14 protein-coding genes are annotated in these 17,731 nt (G+C 53.4%); all 14 read right to left on the bottom strand.

Annotated elements, in window-relative coordinates:
• Positions 1-64 precede the first annotated feature (64 nt).
• Complete coding sequence (locus tag ACZ5CE_RS01820; RefSeq protein ID WP_464576061.1) at positions 65-646, bottom strand: GNAT family N-acetyltransferase; 582 nt, start codon at positions 644-646, stop codon at positions 65-67.
• 68 nt (positions 647-714) lie between these two features.
• Positions 715-1,815: a GNAT family N-acetyltransferase gene (locus tag ACZ5CE_RS01815; protein ID WP_464576059.1), complete on the bottom strand. Its 1,101-nt coding sequence runs from the start codon at positions 1,813-1,815 to the stop codon at positions 715-717.
• Positions 1,816-2,010: 195 nt separating this feature from the next.
• Positions 2,011-2,952, bottom strand: a complete 942-nt coding sequence (locus ACZ5CE_RS01810; protein ID WP_464576058.1) for a GNAT family N-acetyltransferase — start codon at positions 2,950-2,952, stop codon at positions 2,011-2,013.
• On the bottom strand, positions 2,949-3,911 hold the full coding sequence (locus ACZ5CE_RS01805) for a polysaccharide deacetylase family protein (protein WP_464576057.1): 963 nt from the start codon (positions 3,909-3,911) through the stop codon (positions 2,949-2,951). The genes ACZ5CE_RS01810 and ACZ5CE_RS01805 overlap by 4 nt, the downstream gene beginning before the upstream one ends.
• A gap of 127 nt (positions 3,912-4,038) precedes the next feature.
• Positions 4,039-5,982, bottom strand: coding sequence for an XrtA/PEP-CTERM system amidotransferase (locus ACZ5CE_RS01800; protein WP_464576056.1), 1,944 nt, complete (start codon positions 5,980-5,982; stop codon positions 4,039-4,041).
• 33 nt (positions 5,983-6,015) lie between these two features.
• Complete coding sequence (locus ACZ5CE_RS01795; RefSeq protein ID WP_464576055.1) at positions 6,016-7,206, bottom strand: TIGR03088 family PEP-CTERM/XrtA system glycosyltransferase; 1,191 nt, start codon at positions 7,204-7,206, stop codon at positions 6,016-6,018.
• On the bottom strand, positions 7,190-8,773 hold the full coding sequence (gene xrtA, locus ACZ5CE_RS01790) for an exosortase A (RefSeq protein WP_464576054.1): 1,584 nt from the start codon (positions 8,771-8,773) through the stop codon (positions 7,190-7,192). Before xrtA ends, ACZ5CE_RS01795 begins: the two co-directional genes overlap by 17 nt.
• Before the next feature lie 3 nt (positions 8,774-8,776).
• Positions 8,777-10,039 (bottom strand): TIGR03087 family PEP-CTERM/XrtA system glycosyltransferase, encoded by a 1,263-nt coding sequence (locus ACZ5CE_RS01785; protein ID WP_464576053.1) that lies wholly within the window; start codon positions 10,037-10,039, stop codon positions 8,777-8,779.
• 4 nt (positions 10,040-10,043) lie between these two features.
• Positions 10,044-11,069, bottom strand: a complete 1,026-nt coding sequence (locus ACZ5CE_RS01780; protein WP_464577376.1) for a FemAB family XrtA/PEP-CTERM system-associated protein — start codon at positions 11,067-11,069, stop codon at positions 10,044-10,046.
• Positions 11,070-11,131: 62 nt separating this feature from the next.
• Positions 11,132-11,974, bottom strand: a complete 843-nt coding sequence (locus ACZ5CE_RS01775; RefSeq protein WP_464576052.1) for an XrtA system polysaccharide deacetylase — start codon at positions 11,972-11,974, stop codon at positions 11,132-11,134.
• 51 nt (positions 11,975-12,025) lie between these two features.
• Positions 12,026-13,039, bottom strand: a complete 1,014-nt coding sequence (locus ACZ5CE_RS01770) for an XrtA/PEP-CTERM system-associated ATPase (RefSeq protein ID WP_464576051.1) — start codon at positions 13,037-13,039, stop codon at positions 12,026-12,028.
• Between the two features lie 11 nt (positions 13,040-13,050).
• Complete coding sequence (locus ACZ5CE_RS01765) at positions 13,051-14,709, bottom strand: TIGR03016 family PEP-CTERM system-associated outer membrane protein (protein ID WP_464576050.1); 1,659 nt, start codon at positions 14,707-14,709, stop codon at positions 13,051-13,053.
• The gene (locus ACZ5CE_RS01760; RefSeq protein ID WP_464576049.1) at positions 14,696-15,628 is read right to left on the bottom strand and encodes an XrtA-associated tyrosine autokinase; all 933 of its coding nucleotides are present in this window, start codon (positions 15,626-15,628) and stop codon (positions 14,696-14,698) included. Before ACZ5CE_RS01760 ends, ACZ5CE_RS01765 begins: the two co-directional genes overlap by 14 nt.
• A gap of 333 nt (positions 15,629-15,961) precedes the next feature.
• Positions 15,962-17,488: an XrtA system polysaccharide chain length determinant gene (locus tag ACZ5CE_RS01755; RefSeq protein ID WP_464576047.1), complete on the bottom strand. Its 1,527-nt coding sequence runs from the start codon at positions 17,486-17,488 to the stop codon at positions 15,962-15,964.
• Between the last annotated feature and the right edge of the window lie 243 nt (positions 17,489-17,731).

Here is a 17,731-nt window from a genome sequence, read left to right as displayed (position 1 = left end):
GCCGGCAAATTGCCAGGAAAATACGGCTACGATCCTCACCCATAGTCAAAATAGGTGGTGCAGGTCACGCAAGGCTACGAAAGCCCAGCCCGGACCTCTCCGCTCCCGGCGCCATCAATAAGCGCCCCCCAAGGGTACATAGAAGACTTGCTTCAGATTTCCAGCCGGCATGCTCAAATGCCGCCAGAGACGGAACGTTGGTGGCACGAATGTGCGCAAAGACCCGGTGGATGTCATGCGCGGCTATATCGTTTACGGTGGAGGAGATCAATCGCTTGGCGACACCAAGCCTGCGATAGTCAGGCCATGTGTACAGGTAGCTCAAAAAAGCATCGGTTGTCGCCATGCTCAAGCTCAAGGGGGGAGAATCCAATCGCGTTTTAGGTCCGCGGGAAATGGTAAGCTGCGCTGCAAGCACATCCCCGATCATCAAAAGGTGCAGGCTGCCTTTGTCTCCAATAATTTCCCTGGGAGGGGGGCCACATTGCTCGGCCGCCTGCGCGAGGATGCCGGCCGATATGGCGGAGAGTGTCTCATCATCATGCAGGCTCAAGTAGCGCCATCCCGAAGGTAGCGCCGGTGCGCCGTCCGGCTGCGTGTACTGGTATACGACGCGAAACACTTCGACACGTGCAAGCAATTTCAAGCCGAAAAAACCTGCTGCGCGAAGTCCTCCGGGTCCTCTTAAAAACTCCAGCCTCTCCCGCAGCATATTTAATGGTCGTGCCCCGAATGCTTGATGGCGGTAGCACGAACGAATCGTTTGATTCTTTCTTTCAAGCCGCTGCGATGCAGCCACTCGCCAATCCTTTCTGAAAGAAAATTGGTGGCAAGCAGCATGCGGGCATAGCCCGTACCGGGCCAGCCCCGTGGTATCAGATAGTAATGCCGTTCTTCCCGCAACCGGTTCGACATTCTCTGCTTGTATAAACTATCCCCAGGCAAAAAATCGAATCGGCAGATGCCGTCCGCTAGCAGATCTTTCATGACTTCGGTATGCAGATAAATTCCCGGCTGCAATTTTGAAATAGCCGGATCGTAGCCAACGTGGTGTCCATAGTAGGTCGTGCGATCGCGGTATCCGAGGCCGAATGCCACTGGCTTATTGTCGATTCGGAGAACATACGCCCGCAGCCATCCCTCCTCAGCGGTGATGCGCAACTGTTGAACCTGTTCCGGCGTATTCTCCAACCCCAAGCCGAGCAAATGGTACTGGTAGGTTTTGCGGGAAATATGAGCTATGGCGGAAGCGAGTTCTGCAGTCGGGACGGGTTCCGTATAGCGAACCATCGTTACCGCCCCCCCCGCTTTCACCGCAAAATTCTTGCGCGTGCGGCGCACGTCCTCGCGGGTTTTGCTTCCCAGCGTTCGAAGATAACCTTCAAAATCTGAGCCTGATGGCAGTTCGATAAGACGTCTTGGGTATATGGGGCCATACGGCACCACGTGAAATAGATCTTGCACCGGGCCGCGGGATGCATTCAGCAGATTCGCCAGACGAGATTCCTGCTGCACCCCCTCGAAAAATACCACGCCGCGGCTGCCTATCGCATCGAAAAGCGGCTGGAACAAATCAGGCAGCAATGCCTCATCTTCACATAAAGGCATACTTTGCATTGCATACCTCAGCACCGGAATACGAAATAAAGTCGCCTCTCCCAGGCAATAGGCGAGCGTGCCCGGATGGACAAAAAAAGGCGCATAACCGTGAGGACGCTGCCGATCACCTAGAAGAAAATAGTGAATGTGCTTGTCCGAGGCATTGACGCGGCTGCTTAGCCAGCGGGGATCCTGTTCCAGTGGTACTGATGGCAATAAGCTGAAATCGACACCACTTTCCAAAGCATTAACGGGATACCACGGGTTTTGGGTCATAAAAGGATTGGATAGCCGTGCACTGTTTTGCGGAAAATTTACAGCAGGATCAGCAAATCTTCTGTACCGGCGGCACGCCGGCTGAATCCATGATAATGCCAACACGGAACGCATTGACGCAAAGCATGTAAATGATCAGATGCCGAACCTTATCATTTTTTTTATCTTCGACTTGAGCCCAAGCTGATCGAGCGTATCACCGACAAGCTTGCTGAAATTATCAACAGCCCTCTGGCTGCCCAGCAACAATAGATTACGCATACTGCTGCGCAGAAAGAATACATTTGCGCACTGCACGTGATGGGTCGCAAACAGTTTCTTGTGCTCTGATTGTCCTTCAGTAAAGTCGAAGAAATGGAATGCGCGCTCCTCGAACAAGTACTCGAGAGCAAGCCACTGCAGAACCGTTCCTACGGAATGATCCATATAGGCAGGATCGTATCCAAGGTAGGCATAAATGACGACCTTGTTGATGATGGGGCAATGAAGATAGGAGACTGGCTGATCGTTGTGAAAAAGGATAAAACCCCTGACACATCCTTTTCGGGCAAGCTGCTCCATCTCCTGAAAAAACTCTTCCGAGTCCGGCAGCCCGGCATCGAGCAATTTCTCCTGGTATGTGGTCTTCGAAACCGCGCGGGCAAGCCTGAAGAAGTCCGGCATTTCAGGTGGGTGGCGGTATACTTTCCACGAAAGCTCTCCACCCGAATGCTCCGCAAATTTCCGGATCTTGCGGTTGAGAGTGGAACGCGTCTTGGATGAAAACTTGTTCCTGTACTCCTCGAAGGTCAGCCGCATGTCGATATAGTAGCGGCGATGCTGGGAAGGCACATAGCAAAGATACCCTCTGCGCCGCGCAAGTACCGGCTGCTCTCCGGCAACACGCAGCGAGCGTATCAGAAATCCCTGGTTTCCGGGTGGGAGGGCGTCTTCCGGCGGCATGGGTTCCGCCACGGGCAAAGTTTCGTCATCCAGTCCTATCTCGCAAACCTGCAGCCGTAATTCAGGTGCGAACAGAGTCTTTTCCCCGAGCTGGAGCTTTATCGGCACTTTGCTGGCGTGCCATGGCTGATTCACCTCAACCCCCGTCGCATGCCTTGCTCCAGCACTCTCAGGCCAGTTTTCCACGCGGCGGATTTGAGCGGCAGCGGCTGCACTTCTGCCAAGGCAGGAGTCAAACCGCAAAATCCCCTTACGTGGAAACAATCCCGATGACGATCCAGGAAAGCGCACAGCTTGCGAAAGCGATTTACCACGATTTCATCCGGCCGATTCATGCTTTCATTGAGCAATTCGAAATTGTGGGACAAAATGACAAATGCCTTGCGCCCGGACTCCAGCGCCTGCCAGAGCAAACCCTCCATCTCGAGAAATGAACAGGCGGTCAGCTGAACATGGCGCAAGGTGCGGGTGCCACCGGAAAAAACTGCCATCGGATATTCGTAAACGCCTTCACATTCGACAGGCTCGACCAGTAGCCTGTCCGGGCTGATTCCGCTCTCGGGACCAAAAATGCTGGCGTTATAGCTGGCATCAAAAGGTATATGGTTGGCAGCAAGCGCACGCAAAGTGTTTCTGTCGCAGCCGAAGCCGCCTGCCCGAAAGGCGGTAACACGCTGCCCTCCCGCCGAGCCGATCAATTGCGCCCCAGCTCCGATCAGCGTGATTTGTTCCTGCAACGAGAAGTAATGCAGGAATTGTCGTTTGGCGGTAATGTCGTCCAGAAGCGGCTCACGCGACTCATCCACCCATTCCGTATGCAAGTGAAGTTGTGTTTCCTGCCCGCCATCCCGCACCAGACCAACGATCTCCGCCAGCGGATCCAGACCGAAACGGGTGGAAAACAGGGGTTCGATGAAAAACACGCCCATCAGGCCATATTCCTGCAACTGGCGCAGTTGGTAGGGCAGGCCATAATCGCCACGCGGCGTCGGACCATAAATATATCGCTGGAAAGCGCTGCCAAACTTGGCGTCGATATCATCCCAACCGTCGCACCATACCTCTACATCCACGGTGATGAATACATCTATCATCGGGATGAAAGCCAATAAAAATTAGAATCACTGAACCCGGGGTGAGCCTTGCCTGTCTGCGGAAGCACGCAGACAGTTCGATCGATCCGGAAATCGCAACAGCGGCTCCTGCATGCCCGCACGCCGTTCATGCGACCCTGAAGTTTTTCAAGTCATTCGAAACCGCAACCGGCTGCTGTGCGTGAAGCACGTTGCGCAGAAAAGCTTCGAACATCAGTAAGGTCCATAACGGCGCGCTATGGTCACGCCGCCCCGATTGGTGCTGATCGAACAATTCCTGCAGGAATGATCTATTGAAAATCCCGGTATCCGCTAAAACGGGACCCATCAGGGCATCATACAGCCTCTGGCGCAGCGGGCCGCGAAACCAGCTCGACAATGGCACCGAAAACCCCATCTTGCTCCGGTACAGAATCTCGTCGGGAAGATAGGGCTCCAGCGCCTTCTTGAAGACATACTTGCCTTCATGGCCATGCAGCTTGTAGGACACAGGCAGTCCTGATATCCATTCCACGAGCTTATGATCCAGCAGCGGGACGCGAACCTCCAGCGAATGCGCCATGCTGGCACGGTCAACCTTGGTCAGGATATCCCCCACCAAGTAGGTCTTCATGTCCAGGTACTGGACACGGGATAGCGGATCGTCGGTGGGACATTTGCCGGCATGCATGCGCAACACTTCGGCAGCGTTATATCCCTGGAGATCGCGGTTGAACGATGCACTGAACAGGCGCCGCCGCATTTCATCCCGGACAATGGAAACACTGTGAAAATAGCCTTCCACGGAGTCGCGCGCCAGAGCCTCGAAAGTGGATTTCGCCCGTAAAACCTTGGGGGCCCAATCCGCCTTGGGATAGAGGGTTCCAAGCACGCCAAACAAAGGCTTGCGAATGCCAAGGGGCAGCACTGTCCTCATGCGCTCCTCATACATATGCCAGCGGTACCGGCGATACCCGGCCAGATTTTCATCGCCGCCATCTCCGGACAGGGCAACCGTTACGCGCTGCCTGGCCAGTTGGCAGACGCGGTAAGTAGGCATAGCCGAACTGTCGGCAAACGGCTCATCGTATAAAGTCGAGAGCTTGTCTATCAGATCGAAGTCGTCCGCATCGACCTGGTTGACGTTATGGCGGGTGTGATAGCGATTGGCTACTGCTTGTGCATACTGTGATTCATTAAAAGCCGGATCACCGAATGAAATGGAGCAGGTATTGACGGGCTCATCCATGAGATTCGCCATCATCGCCACCACTGCGCTGGAATCCACACCACCTGAGAGAAAGGCACCCAGTGGCACTTCCGTCATGAGATGAATCTTTACTGATTCCCGCAACCGCGCAATCAGTTCTTCCTGCGCCTCCTGCATACTGATGGAACCATGAGGCGCAAAGGGGACATCCCAGTAACACCGCACCCTGGGAATATTCTGCCCGGTTTGAAGTTTCAATGAATGGCCCGGAGAAAGCTTGAACGCGCGCCTGAATATGGTCTTTGGCTCGGGAACGTACCCATAGGCAAAATATTCCTCGATGGCATGGGAGTCCATCTGCCGGTCAAAATCGGGATGAGCGACAAGCGCCTTCAACTCTGAGGCAAAAACGAATGCGCCATCATCGAGAAGAGTATAGTAAAGTGGCTTGATACCGAGCCTGTCACGCGCGAGAAACAGGATTTCGCGGTTGCGATCCCATATGGCAAACGCGAACATGCCACGAAAGCGCTCAACGCACTGCTCTCCCCATTCTTCCCATCCATGCACGATGACTTCCGTATCGCAATGAGTTCGGAAGGTATGACCGGCCGCGACAAGCTCCTCGGCCAGTTCGTGAAAGTTATAGATTTCCCCATTGAAAATCACCACCACACTGCCATCTTCGTTGAAAAGAGGCTGTTGCCCGCTGGAAACGTCCATGATGGAAAGCCGCCGATGTCCCAGGCCTATACCGGGTTCGGTATATAGTTCCCCCTCATCCGGACCGCGGTGAGTCTGGACCTGGTTCATGCGGTCGAGCAATTTCCGGTCGATTTCCCCTTTGCCGCGAGTATCAAACAAACCTACAATTCCACACATGCTTCCGTTTCCTCTGATTTCCTGTTCCTGCAGTCAGTGCCGCAAGGCTTTGTCATATACCCGCAGATAGCTCGCGGTCATCGCTTCCATGCTGAAATTCGATTCGATATGGCGGCGCGCGGCTTGACCGTGACGAACCAGCAAATCGGGATTTTCATAGTATTTGAGGATGGCATCGCTGATCGCAGTTGGCTCGGCTGGCGGGATGAGCAAACCTGTGAGCCCTTCCTGGATCAGCTCCACATTTCCGCCAACCTGCGTTGCTATTACCGGCAAGCCCGTCGACATGGCTTCCAGGATGGTGTTGGATATGCCCTCGCCCAGAGAAGGCAAGACGAACAGGTCCATTGCCTGCATCATTTCCGGTATATCGGAGCGCTCACCGGGAAACCAGGCGAGGGCTTGCGCACCAGCCTCGCGCAGCATCTCCATGCATCGATGCCGCGTGCTCCCCTCGCCAACGATAAGCAGACGCAATCTTTCCCGGGCAGAAGGTTCTTTTTGCAGCAGCATCAGAAAAGCCTGGACCAGGCTTGGATAGTTCTTTACTTCCGCCATCCTTCCAACACCGCCGATGACAAACGAATGCTCCGTGAAAAATCCTTCCGGGCCGCCGACGGAACTCTTGGCGCCCGAGGGCCGGAAGCGCAGGGTATCAACCCCATTATAAATCTGATCAATGCGGCCAGGTGGGGCGCCAACCGTGCTGGCGAGCCATGATTCCAGATCCCGGCTCACGGCAATGAAATGATCCACGAAGGGGCTGATTGCCTTCCGCAGCAGATTATATTTGCGATTTTTTCCATAAAGATCGAATATATCCCGGCCATGTTCTCCATGGATTCTTATCGGAGCGCCAGCCAGCGCCGCAATGACTTGTCCCTCCATCGTTCCCAGATTCCGCGTGTGGACGATATCCGGCCTCAATCGCCTGAATGTCCGGAAGAGGTTGAGATAAAGGCCAAAATCCTGACCCTCACGCTTGTTGAGCGCCACGATTTCCACATCTTTTCGATTGATGCGCCGCCGGAATTCCGAGTACCCCTTGAGACAGACGATTGCGTGCCGATAACGTTCAGGTGGAATATGGTTGATCAGATTTACCAGCCCGTTCTCCAGGCCGCCAACCCCCAGGTGATGAATCACATGGACAATCAAGGGAGGCTGCCCGGCAATCTCCCCGACCTCCACATGACCCTGCAGACTATTAACGATCCTCTGCATTCTTGAGGCTCCGCATGATCTCCGGCATCATGTCGCGGAGAAAGTCCTGAAGTACCAAGATTGCTTCATCCGGCGATTCATCGTAGGAACTGGCAACGATGATTTCTGCCGCGTCATCGTTTCGTCCGAGAAGTTTTTTCCTTGCCATCAGCATCTTTGCCATATATGGGCTGATCGTTTCCTCGTCACCCAGCCAGTACCAGCGCCAGACCACCAGATTTTTTGACGAAGACCGCAACTGACTCTCGTTGATGGTAATTTCCTCCGAACCGAAATCCACCGGGCGTGCACGCTCCCCCACATTGCGCCATATGGGATCCAGCTCGGGAACAAGGACGTTTCCCGAACTGATCAATTCCTTCCCCTGCCGCTGATTGCGGTAATAGCTGATATAAAGATCTACGGAAAATCTGCCGTTTCGGTAGGCGCGTCCCAGTTGAGCAGGTTCCCCCACATAGACAGGCGTCCACCCGGACTCGGGGGTTTCGCTTGCCTGCCATTTTTCCGATATCCCCGAAATGGTGATTTCAGGATCGGTGCTGCGGGAAAACCGGGTTTCGAGGTAACTGCCGTAGGCCGGCCAGAAGGAAGCGATGGCAATGACCGCGGCGGAGGCCATGAATGCTCCTTTCACCGCCCCCGGGCTCTCCTGAATGGGGAGACCATGATGCATGGAAGAAGGCTTGTCCCTTCCATTGATGTCTTCATCCTCGCGCCAGAGCGATCCACACCAGAATAGCAGCAACATGACAAAACCAAAAAAAATCCAGCCGTAGATCAGGTGATCCACGCCGACCGCCAGTTGCATGTCGCTCAAATGGCCAGTCATCACGATGAGATATGCACGGATGCCATTGGCTATAATGGGCACAATCACGGAAAGAGCGATAAAAACAAGACGGCGGGCGAGGCTGCGATAGGTCAGGTAGGCGTAGAGCATACCCAGCGTGAATGACGCAATTAAATAGCGCAAGCCGCTGCAGGCCTCGACTACCGACCAGTTTCCACTTGGGATGGCAAAAAAACTGCCCTCCCGATAAACCGGGATGCCGCTCAGCTGCAGTGCTTTTACGGTAAAGTCGGCGGTGAATTCGATTAGCGGCGGAATGAGCGCTTCGCCGAAAGGCACGGCCAGCAAGAGATAGGCTAATGGAAACGCGAGCGCCAGCACCATGCGGCTGCCGAGGATAGCCCACACCACAGCGGGAATCATCGCCACGAAAAGGTATTGCTCCAGCACCTGAACGCTGGCGAGCGCTGCCAGCAGCCAGCCGAATCCCAGGACAGCCAGCACCAGCAGGGCCAGGGGATTGGGTTGAGGCGGGATCGTCCTCAGCTTTTCACGCTGGGTCCAGATCAAGTATGCGCTAAAAGGAAAAATCAGAAATCCGTGGGCAAAGGTATCCGAACGTTCCCAGATTGAAACCATGGCCCAGGTGGTTGCGTGATAGGCGAAAAGGATCGCTGCGACAGTAATGGACGCAAGCACCGCGGCAGTCCGCAGACCGGATTGCCCAGCAATCCTGCCGCTGTCATGCACAAGCTCTCGCGGCGCGCGCACGCTCATCCGTCATCTCCCGTTGGGTTCGTAATAATGCTGAAGGTCATGATGCAATGGCATATCCGCACGAAGGACCTTGGGCTGGGAAAGAAGCGCATCCACCCGCTCCATGCTCCGTTTCCAGCTGTAATCGCCGAGAACCCGGATTCTGGCAGCACGCCCGATTTCACGCCCGGGCACCTCCCGCAGAAGCCCTATGATCTTATCGGCAAATTCATTTTCATCTTTAGCCACAAGAAGCTCTTTTCCAGGAAGCGCATCTATTCCCTCCAATGCTTGGGGAGAGGCAACCACCGTCTGTTCCATTGCCATGGCTTCCAGTACCTTGTTCTGTATGCCTCGAGCTATGCGTAGAGGCGCTACCGCCATAACAGCATGAGCCAGATAGGGGCGGACGTCGGGAACAGCTCCCGTCACTGTTACGCCCGGGAGCGCTTCCAGGGACATGACTGCCGCAGCAGGCCGAGCGCCAACAATATAAAACCCGACATCGGGCCGGGTTGCGCGAACCTTGGGAAAGATAACCCGCGCGAACCACTCGACAGCATCGATATTTGCCCAGTAGTCCATCGCCCCGACAAAAACCAGGATGCTTGAATCCTTCGGATAAGGGGAGGCATAGCCATGCAGGGGAGAGAAATATTCCGCGTCGACGCCGTTGTTGAAGTACGTAACCTTCTCCGCGGCTTCCGGGGAAAGTCGTTTGAACAGATCGGCTTCCGCCTCTGAAACGAAGGTCGCGCTATCGAACTCGCGGGCCACGCGCCGTTCATATTCGAGCAACAACCTTGATTCCCGCCGATAGATCCAGTTCAATGGCCATCCGCTGCTGGCGGAATATTGCATCCACTTGTCCGAATCGATATCCACGAAATCGATGATGCGTCTTGCAGCCGCTGTTTCGCTGGCATATTGCGCCATGCCTGATGAAAAAACCACTATATGCTCTATGGGCCGGTTCTGAAGAATGCTGTTTACCCAGGCCTGCAAGTCTGTGTTGCGATAATAGGGCAACGTAAGAGGCTGCCCGTAGAGCAGGCCGACGAGGCTGCGCAAACGTGCCGTCCCAGGATGGAGATCAATGATGCAGGTTTCGGCGCACAAGCTTTTCACCTTGTCCAGGTACTCGTGGTCCTTTTCGTCATCGATAAAGGTACCGAGGTGGACGCGATAATCTTTGATCAGGTGCTTGAGCAAATGATAGGAGCGTATCTTGTCCCCCTTGTTGGGGGGATACGGAAACCGGTGAACCAGATAAAGAAGTTCTTTCACCAGGCTAGCCCAGATTCCTGACAATATGGGGACCGATGAGATTGGCGAGCCATAATGGCATTTTTTGCCAGGCTTTTATGAACAGCTGATACTTCGGATTGAGGGGATTGTGGTCCGGCATTGCCTGGGCGGCATGCAACTGATATTCATAGTGGAGCGGTTGTGCCTCGAACCCCCAGTTTTTCTTGAAATCGAACGATCCGGTGCCGCGCTTGCTCCGCCCGAAATCAAAAATCATGTAGCCTCTCCCGCAGGCGCGCCGCATCAGCTCCCAATACATGAAATCGTTTCCCGCCAGGTCGCGCGCTTCACTCGTTCCGCCGCCGTAATATGGCAAAACCTCGTTACGGAAATAAAAACTCATCACACCCGCGACGGTTCTCCCTTCCTTGGTGATAATCAGTAGTTCACAATCGTCGCTGAAAACGTCTTTAAGAAGGCGGAAATATTGCCTGGAAAATACCGGCGTGCCCAATCGATGCACACTCGCCGAATACGCGGCAAAAAACCGATCGGTATCCTCATCGATCGAACTTTCGAGCCCCGCCTTGATACCCTTGCGCACCATGGCCCGCTGTTTGCGGGGTATCGCCTGCATGTTGCTCTCTACATCCGTATCCATTTCCTTGCGGAAGGTTACGTAAAGATCCTTGGCAGGCCAATCCGCGTGAAATGTCTTCAGGTTCCTGTATTCCAGGTAATCCGCCTTTAGCTGGACTGATAATGCCTGGGCGGCTTTATCCAGCGCGTCCCTGCCCGCTTCTGAAATGGCCGCGATGCCACCGTAAACACAAAAAGGAAGAGAACTCAGGGAGTGCCCAAAAAAAAGGCTATCGATCTCCGCCAAGGGCAGCACGCCCTGGATGTGGCCGCCTGATTCCGAATAAAGAAACCACGTTCTGTGCCCCAAGGCCTGCTCGATGACTCTTTTCCACCCGGAGCGGTGAAAGAAGGTTGCTTCCGGACAACGGGATACGAACTCATCCCACTTTTTTGCATCCTCGGGCTGAAGGACATGCACGGTGGGCATTTCGAACGAATACTCTGGATCATGAAACCCTTCCTGGAGTACGGCGACCGGAGAACTCATCGCTATTCCAGGAAAATCCGATCCATTCGATCCCATTTGAAATCCCGTGTCAGAGCTGCGATACGAGCCTCCATGCGATGGAGATTATAGTAGTGGCGGAAACGCGTTTTCATGCTGATACCCGTTTGCCTGGGTTGCTCGTGATCCATTTCCCATGGATGGAAATAAAAGATCGCGGACCGGCGTTCGAGCCGGTTCAACCTTTGCAAAAACCAGCGCGAAATGGGATAGGGCCAAAGCCGGAAATATCCGCCGCCCCCAGCGGGCAGGTTCCGTCTGAACAGGCGCATAGTGGTAATCGGCAATTCCAGCAACCCCTTGTCGCTGCATGGATGATAAGCAAAGCGAGGTGCATCAGGCATGCCATAATGGTCGTGCTGTATAGGATAAATGCTCGAGCTGTAACGGTACCCCGCTTCTTCAAGGACTGTCAGCGCCCATTGATTGTGCCGTCCGATGGAAAAACTCGGTGCACGGTAACCCAGCACCGCCTGTCCGCCGATATCTTCCAGAAGCGCCTTGCTGCGCGAGATATCTTCATGGAATTCATCCGGGTTCTGGTCCGTTACCCGGTAATGGGCCCAACCATGGCTTGCGAGCTCGTGACCCTGAGCGACGATGCGCCTCACCATTTCGGGATAACGCTCCGCGATCCATCCCAAAGTAAAAAACGTCGCCTTGGTTCCCTCATCATCCAATAGCGCGAGGATACGGTCGATATTGGACTCCACCCGGCAGGGGATAGTTGTCCAGGCATCCCTCGGGATATGGGATGCAAACGCCGAAACCTGGAAGTAATCCTCCACATCTATGGTCATTGCGTTACGTATCAATGTGGATTCCATTTTGAAATTCATTTAAGCCGATGGGTTGGGCGATCATGCCTTAACCAAGCTTTAAACCTTGTCCTTACGAAGATTTTTGTTGACACCGGCAAGAGAAAGGATCTGCTTGAGCAGAGTCAATAAGGACGTAAAGGAGGTTTCCAGCGTGGCGAGCCGCTCGTTGACATTTTTCAGGCTGCCGACAGTATTTTCCCCTTCTTCACTGTTCCTGGGTCCGGCGCTCCGGGATCCATCGGCCAGTTCGCCTGGCATGTCAAACTCCTGTTGAACATCCCGAATCACTTCATTGACTTCGGCGGAATTGAAATGATGCAGATTTTCTAGGCATCCCATCAACAGAAGCCGATCGCACAGCCCATTGATTCTCCTGGGTATGCCAGATGAATGCTCGAAAATACTCTCGAAGGCATCTTCGCCGAACGACGGGTCGCCGCACCAGCCGGCTGTATGGAGCCGGTGCTCAATATAAGCGCGTGTCTCGGCCAGGTCCATAGGACCAAGATGATATGTCGCGGTTACCCGCTGCCGCAACTGCTGCATGCCGCTGCTCAGGAGGGTTTTTCTGAACTCGGGCTGGCCCAGCAAAAATGTCTGAAGCAGGGGCCTGTCCTCTGTCTGGAAATTGGACAACATCCTCAATTCCTCCACGGTGCTGGGTGAAAGGTTCTGGGCTTCATCCACTACCAGCAGCGTACGCTTTCCCTGCAGCTCGCATTGCCGCAAAAATTGTTCGAGGCGAATCAATACCGACGCCTTGCTCGTATCCTCATGGGGCAAGCCAAAAGCGGCCGCCACCAGCCTCAGCATATCGTCCGAATCCAGGCCGCTGTTCACGATTTGCGCAGCGGCAATCTTTTCACCGGCCAGCTCACGAAACAGATTACGCACCAGCGTGGTCTTGCCAGCGCCCACCTCACCCGTTATGACAATAAAACCCTCTCCCTGAGAAAGGCCATATTCCAGGTATGCCATGGCCCGTTTGTGGCCTTTGCTGCCGAAGAAAAAATTGGGATCTGGCTTCAGTTGAAACGGTTTCACCTTGAAGCCGTAGAATGATTGGTACATTGATTATCTCGCTAGAAACTCATGCTCAGGGTGCCCACCACCGCATTCTCATGGTAGCTCAGACCCGGCTGGTTGGATTGACGCATGTTATGCCTGACTTCGAGCATGCCTATCATATTGGGCAGGAGTTGCGGTAATTGTCTAGTCAGGCTAACTCTGGCCAAGCCGAGATTGTCCACCCTGTCTACTGCAAGAAAAGCGAAACGCGTATAGGTAAGATCGATATTGGCGCGGGTAAGCTGAGAAAGCCTGTAGCTCCATAAGGCATTGACCCCGGTCTGTCTGGTGTTGTTGAGCAAAGCAGCGTTTCCTGCGCTGATAAGGCCGGAATCCACCCCTTCTGGCGAAAAAGCTTTGCGCCTCATGTCGAAGCCTCTTAATATAAATGTATTTCGTATGCCATTCATGGCCACGGACGCCTGCAAGCGCTTCTGCAGGAAAAGCCGGTTGCTGAAAAAATTGTTTGGATCAAAAAAGGAGCCCTGAAGGCCGAGACCAAGAAGCGCTTGGGCACTTTGCTGAATGGCTTCCGGGCTCATGCTGGGATTTTGTGCCGCCATAAGCTGGGCAAGCGAATTTCCGATATTGAACCCCCCACTCATGCCTGCCTGCTGATTAAAGGTGGTTATATTTTCATCATAATTGAGGTCCCACACGGTCATTCGGGTACGGTGAGTCGCCACTGCCGAATAGGTATCTCCGTAAAATCTTTTCCCGGCATTGAATGCGATGCTGGTCCTCTGGCTTGGTTCCCATATAAAACCAACTGTCCAGGTGGGGCTCGATGGGCTGCCGCGGATTGAGAGAAAAGTATTTCTTTCGTAGCCGCCGGTTGCAGTCAACCCGAATCGCGGGGTAACCATGTAGCGAAGATTGCCGATAGAACGCTCGAACTCTACCGTTCGGTTGGTGCGTTCATAATGGACCGCCTGATGACTGTAGTTGAAACCCCATTGCACGGTACTGAAGGCAGTGCCGCTGTTCAGGCTGGCCTGATAGGCGTCGGCCTGGCTATTGAAAAGCGCGTTGGAACTCGAGTTGACCATGTTGCGCGTATAGCGCAACTCCGTCGTGGCAATGTCCTGAAAACGGTAGCGAATATAAGGACTGATGTTATAAATGTTTACATTCTGCCGGTTGCCGGTAACGTTAATATTGTTAACACCCTGGGCGCCAAACAGGGTCGCGTTCTGCTGCGTCATTATTGCCCTACCATCCACGAAAAAGAAATCCTTGATTAGCTCCGCCGTTCCCATCGCATTCAACTGATGTCGTATCCGATTGAAATTGCTGAGGTTAGCGTAAATCAGGTTGTTCATGGTGTAGTCTATATTGACCGAATAACGCGTTCCCACACCGGTTACCACCAAGCCGGGATTGATCTGTGTGACGAAATCGCTTCTTTGCAGTGCCTCAGGCTGCAACCGCACGTTATCGGAGAATGTTTCGACCACGTTCAGCCGGGGAAGAATTCGCCATCCGCCTATCGGCTCGTTGGCCGGTGTGTTGGGGGGAGCGGCACGAAACTGCGGAAGCTGGCCCTGAGCCACCCCTAGCGGGGTCTGGAACTGGCCATGTGAATGAAGAGGCAGCAACAGCATCGGTGTGGCGGCAAGCCAAACTGCGGTAAGGGAGTAACTATGGCACCTTTTATTTCTAGGCGCTTTCATGGTAATAGTAGCCGTAATACTCGCCACCGGAGAATGATCGGGCCTTGTTATAAATCAGATTCACGACATCGCATGACTCGATTTGCCTGAGCGTTTCCTTTACAGTCTGCTGTGACGTTGTTTCGGCTTCCACTACCAGAACAATCTGCCCCATCTGGCCCGCGAGGACGCGCGCCTCGCTGGTTAACAATAAAGGCGGTGAATCAAAAATGACGACACGATCCGCATAACGTTGCGCAAGTTCGCGCAACAATGCACCCATGCTTTGGCTCGCCAGCAATTCGGTTGAATGGGAGTGCCGTCTTCCAGCGGTAAGCAAGGTCAACTTTTCGATATCGGTCTTGATGAGCACATCCGCCAAGTCGAGATTGTCGTCCAGCAGGATATCCATTAATCCCTGCTCTGTTCCCAGTCCCAGGATTTTAGGCACCGTGGGGCGAGCAACGTCCGCGTCCACGAGCAGCACGGTCCGGTCCATCTCCATCGCTATGCTCATCGCCAGGTTGACGGTACAGAAACTTTTTCCCTCCCCCGCGAGCGCGCTGGTAACCATGATCAGGTTGCCATTCTTTATCATGCCCGGACCCTTGTTGAAAGCATTGGTGAGCAATGGACGCTTGATTACCCGAAATTGCTCGGCAATCTGCGTTCTCCCCTGGTCGGGCGTCACAATGCCGTATTCGCGCATTTTGGTGTGATTGAGGGTGATCCTCTTGGGGGTCAAAACAGATGCCGAAAGAGGACGGTCGGGAGTGCCGGAAGCTGGAGAAGGCCGAAGCTCATCGTTTTTTCCAGCCGGATCATCCTTTTCCCGGATAACCGACTCGCTGAGATTTGCGGAAACTTCGGGCGCCAACTGGACAGTGCCAAGCTTTCTTTCTTTGTCAAGCTTCCCTGCGGCTTTCTCGATGATACTCACACTCTCTCCGATGCATATATGGTTGAAATTCGCAATATCATGACTACCTGTCTGGCATCTTGTGAACAGATCCGAATATTCCCCGTAACAGGATTATAACCATACCAGAGGTAAAAGAACGGCGATGCCGAATTTGGAACATCCGGCTGGAATCCTCATCTTACTAATGAAACTTGCAGACTTATAGATTTATCTACGCCCGTTGCGGCTATTTTCCTTTCCACCTGTGCCGTATTTGTACGCAGACCTCTGTGGGCGCATGACTGCGGTAAAAAGTTGGCAGCGATACCAATGAGAGAACGGCTATCGAAAAAGTAATGGCGGTTTTTATAGTTAATGAGCCATCCTGATCATCAACGCGCCGTACAATCCCAATAGCGATACCAGCGACAAGCCAAACCCATAAAGCCGTTTTCTACGCTTTATTTTTTCCTTGTCGGTCCATATCATAGGAATTGAACCCAGTATCGGCCTGCCGGTGAACTCACGAAGGCTATTCTGGCTGTGGAACGTCGGTCTTATCTGGCTGACAACGAAGGCCATCCCGATGCCTGCAAGTAGCGCCCCCAGGAATACCAGCGAAAACAGTTTGCTGCGGTTGGGTCCTACTGGTAGATCAGGGACGGTCGGTGGGTCGATGATCTTGAAAGACATCAACTCAGTTGCCGATCCCAGTTCACCCGATATTTTGGCAGACTCCCGCCGTTCAAGAAGCTTCTCGTAATTGGACTTATTCACCTGGTAATCGCGATTGAGTTGCGCAAGCTCCGCCTCCACTTGCGGAACAGCATTGCTCAGCGATTTCAGCCTATCGTAACGCGCAGTATATTCCTCTACTCGAGCCCTCATGGAAGCGACGTCGGCTTCGGCTTCCGCTAGCGCCACGTTCAACTGCTGCAACATTGGGCTATAGTTCTTCCCAGGATCGGAACTGGGCCTCACAAGCTTGGCTTCCTCTTTTTTCCGTTCCTCGAGTTGGGCAATCAATCGCTTGGCCGAAATGATATCAGGATGCAGTTCGGTAAAGTTGAGCCTGAGCGCATCGAGATTTTTATTCAATGCTTCTATCCGCGAATCAAGCTCCACATTGACTATCGAGGACGGGTCAGTCTGTTCCACCATGAGAATAGGCTCGTCCCCCGTAATCTGCCTCTTGATGGCATCGCGCGCCTGTTCCGCCTCGCGCAAATCCAATCTGGTTTTATTGAGATCTTCCGAAGCAGCCGACAGTTGCGCGTAATAATCGCTCCCTTGCTGAGGCATCAAACCGATGTTCTTTTGCTTGAATGCCTTGAGATTATTTTCACCAGCTATCAGTTTCTCCTCGTAACTCTGGATTTGCTCATCAATAAAGCGGATTGCAGAAGAAGAATCCTGTTTCTTGTCGCCGAGGCCCCCTTCCACGAAAATCGTTAACAGGGATTGCACTATATCCTTGGCTAGTCTGGGATTCTGATTATTGTAATGAATGGTAAAAAGGTTGTCGCGTCCTGTCGTCCCCAGCTTTATTTTATCCATTAGTTCCTTGACCAACCTCTCCTGGTCCTTGACGTCCTTCACCTTGATGTCCAGATCCACCATACGTACCACACGTTCCACATTCGGCCGGCTAATCAAGGTGCGGCTCATGATGGAAACCTGCTGCTGCAAATCGGGAGAGATGGTCATGCCCGCCATCAATGGCTTCAGGACATTTTGCGTATCGACGTAAATTCTGGCCGATGCCTGATAATCATCGGGAAGCTTGTAGACTATGATCCAGCCTGCTATGGCTATGACCCAGGCAGTAGCGACGGCAGCCCAGCGGTACTTCCAGACCCCCTTGAGATAAACAAGCAGTTGAGAAGTCAACTCCTCCATGAGTCAGATAGTCCTTAAAAATTCTGCTGCTGTCCCCGTCCTGCAGACGAAAAAGCGCCTGGAAACCGGTCTTTGCCAAATATCGGCGCCATCAATTCCGGGAAACCAAACACGCCCATTTTTATCATAGATCCTGACTGTTGAAATGGAACAAGCAAAGCCAGCATGAATTCCATACTCCGGCCAGCCCTGCATATCCCGGGTAAACAGGGAAACGATATTAAAGATCACCTCATCTACTTT

The organism is Nitrosospira sp. TNL200, assembly GCF_055386305.1.
This window is presented reverse-complemented; position numbering and strand designations above follow the sequence as displayed.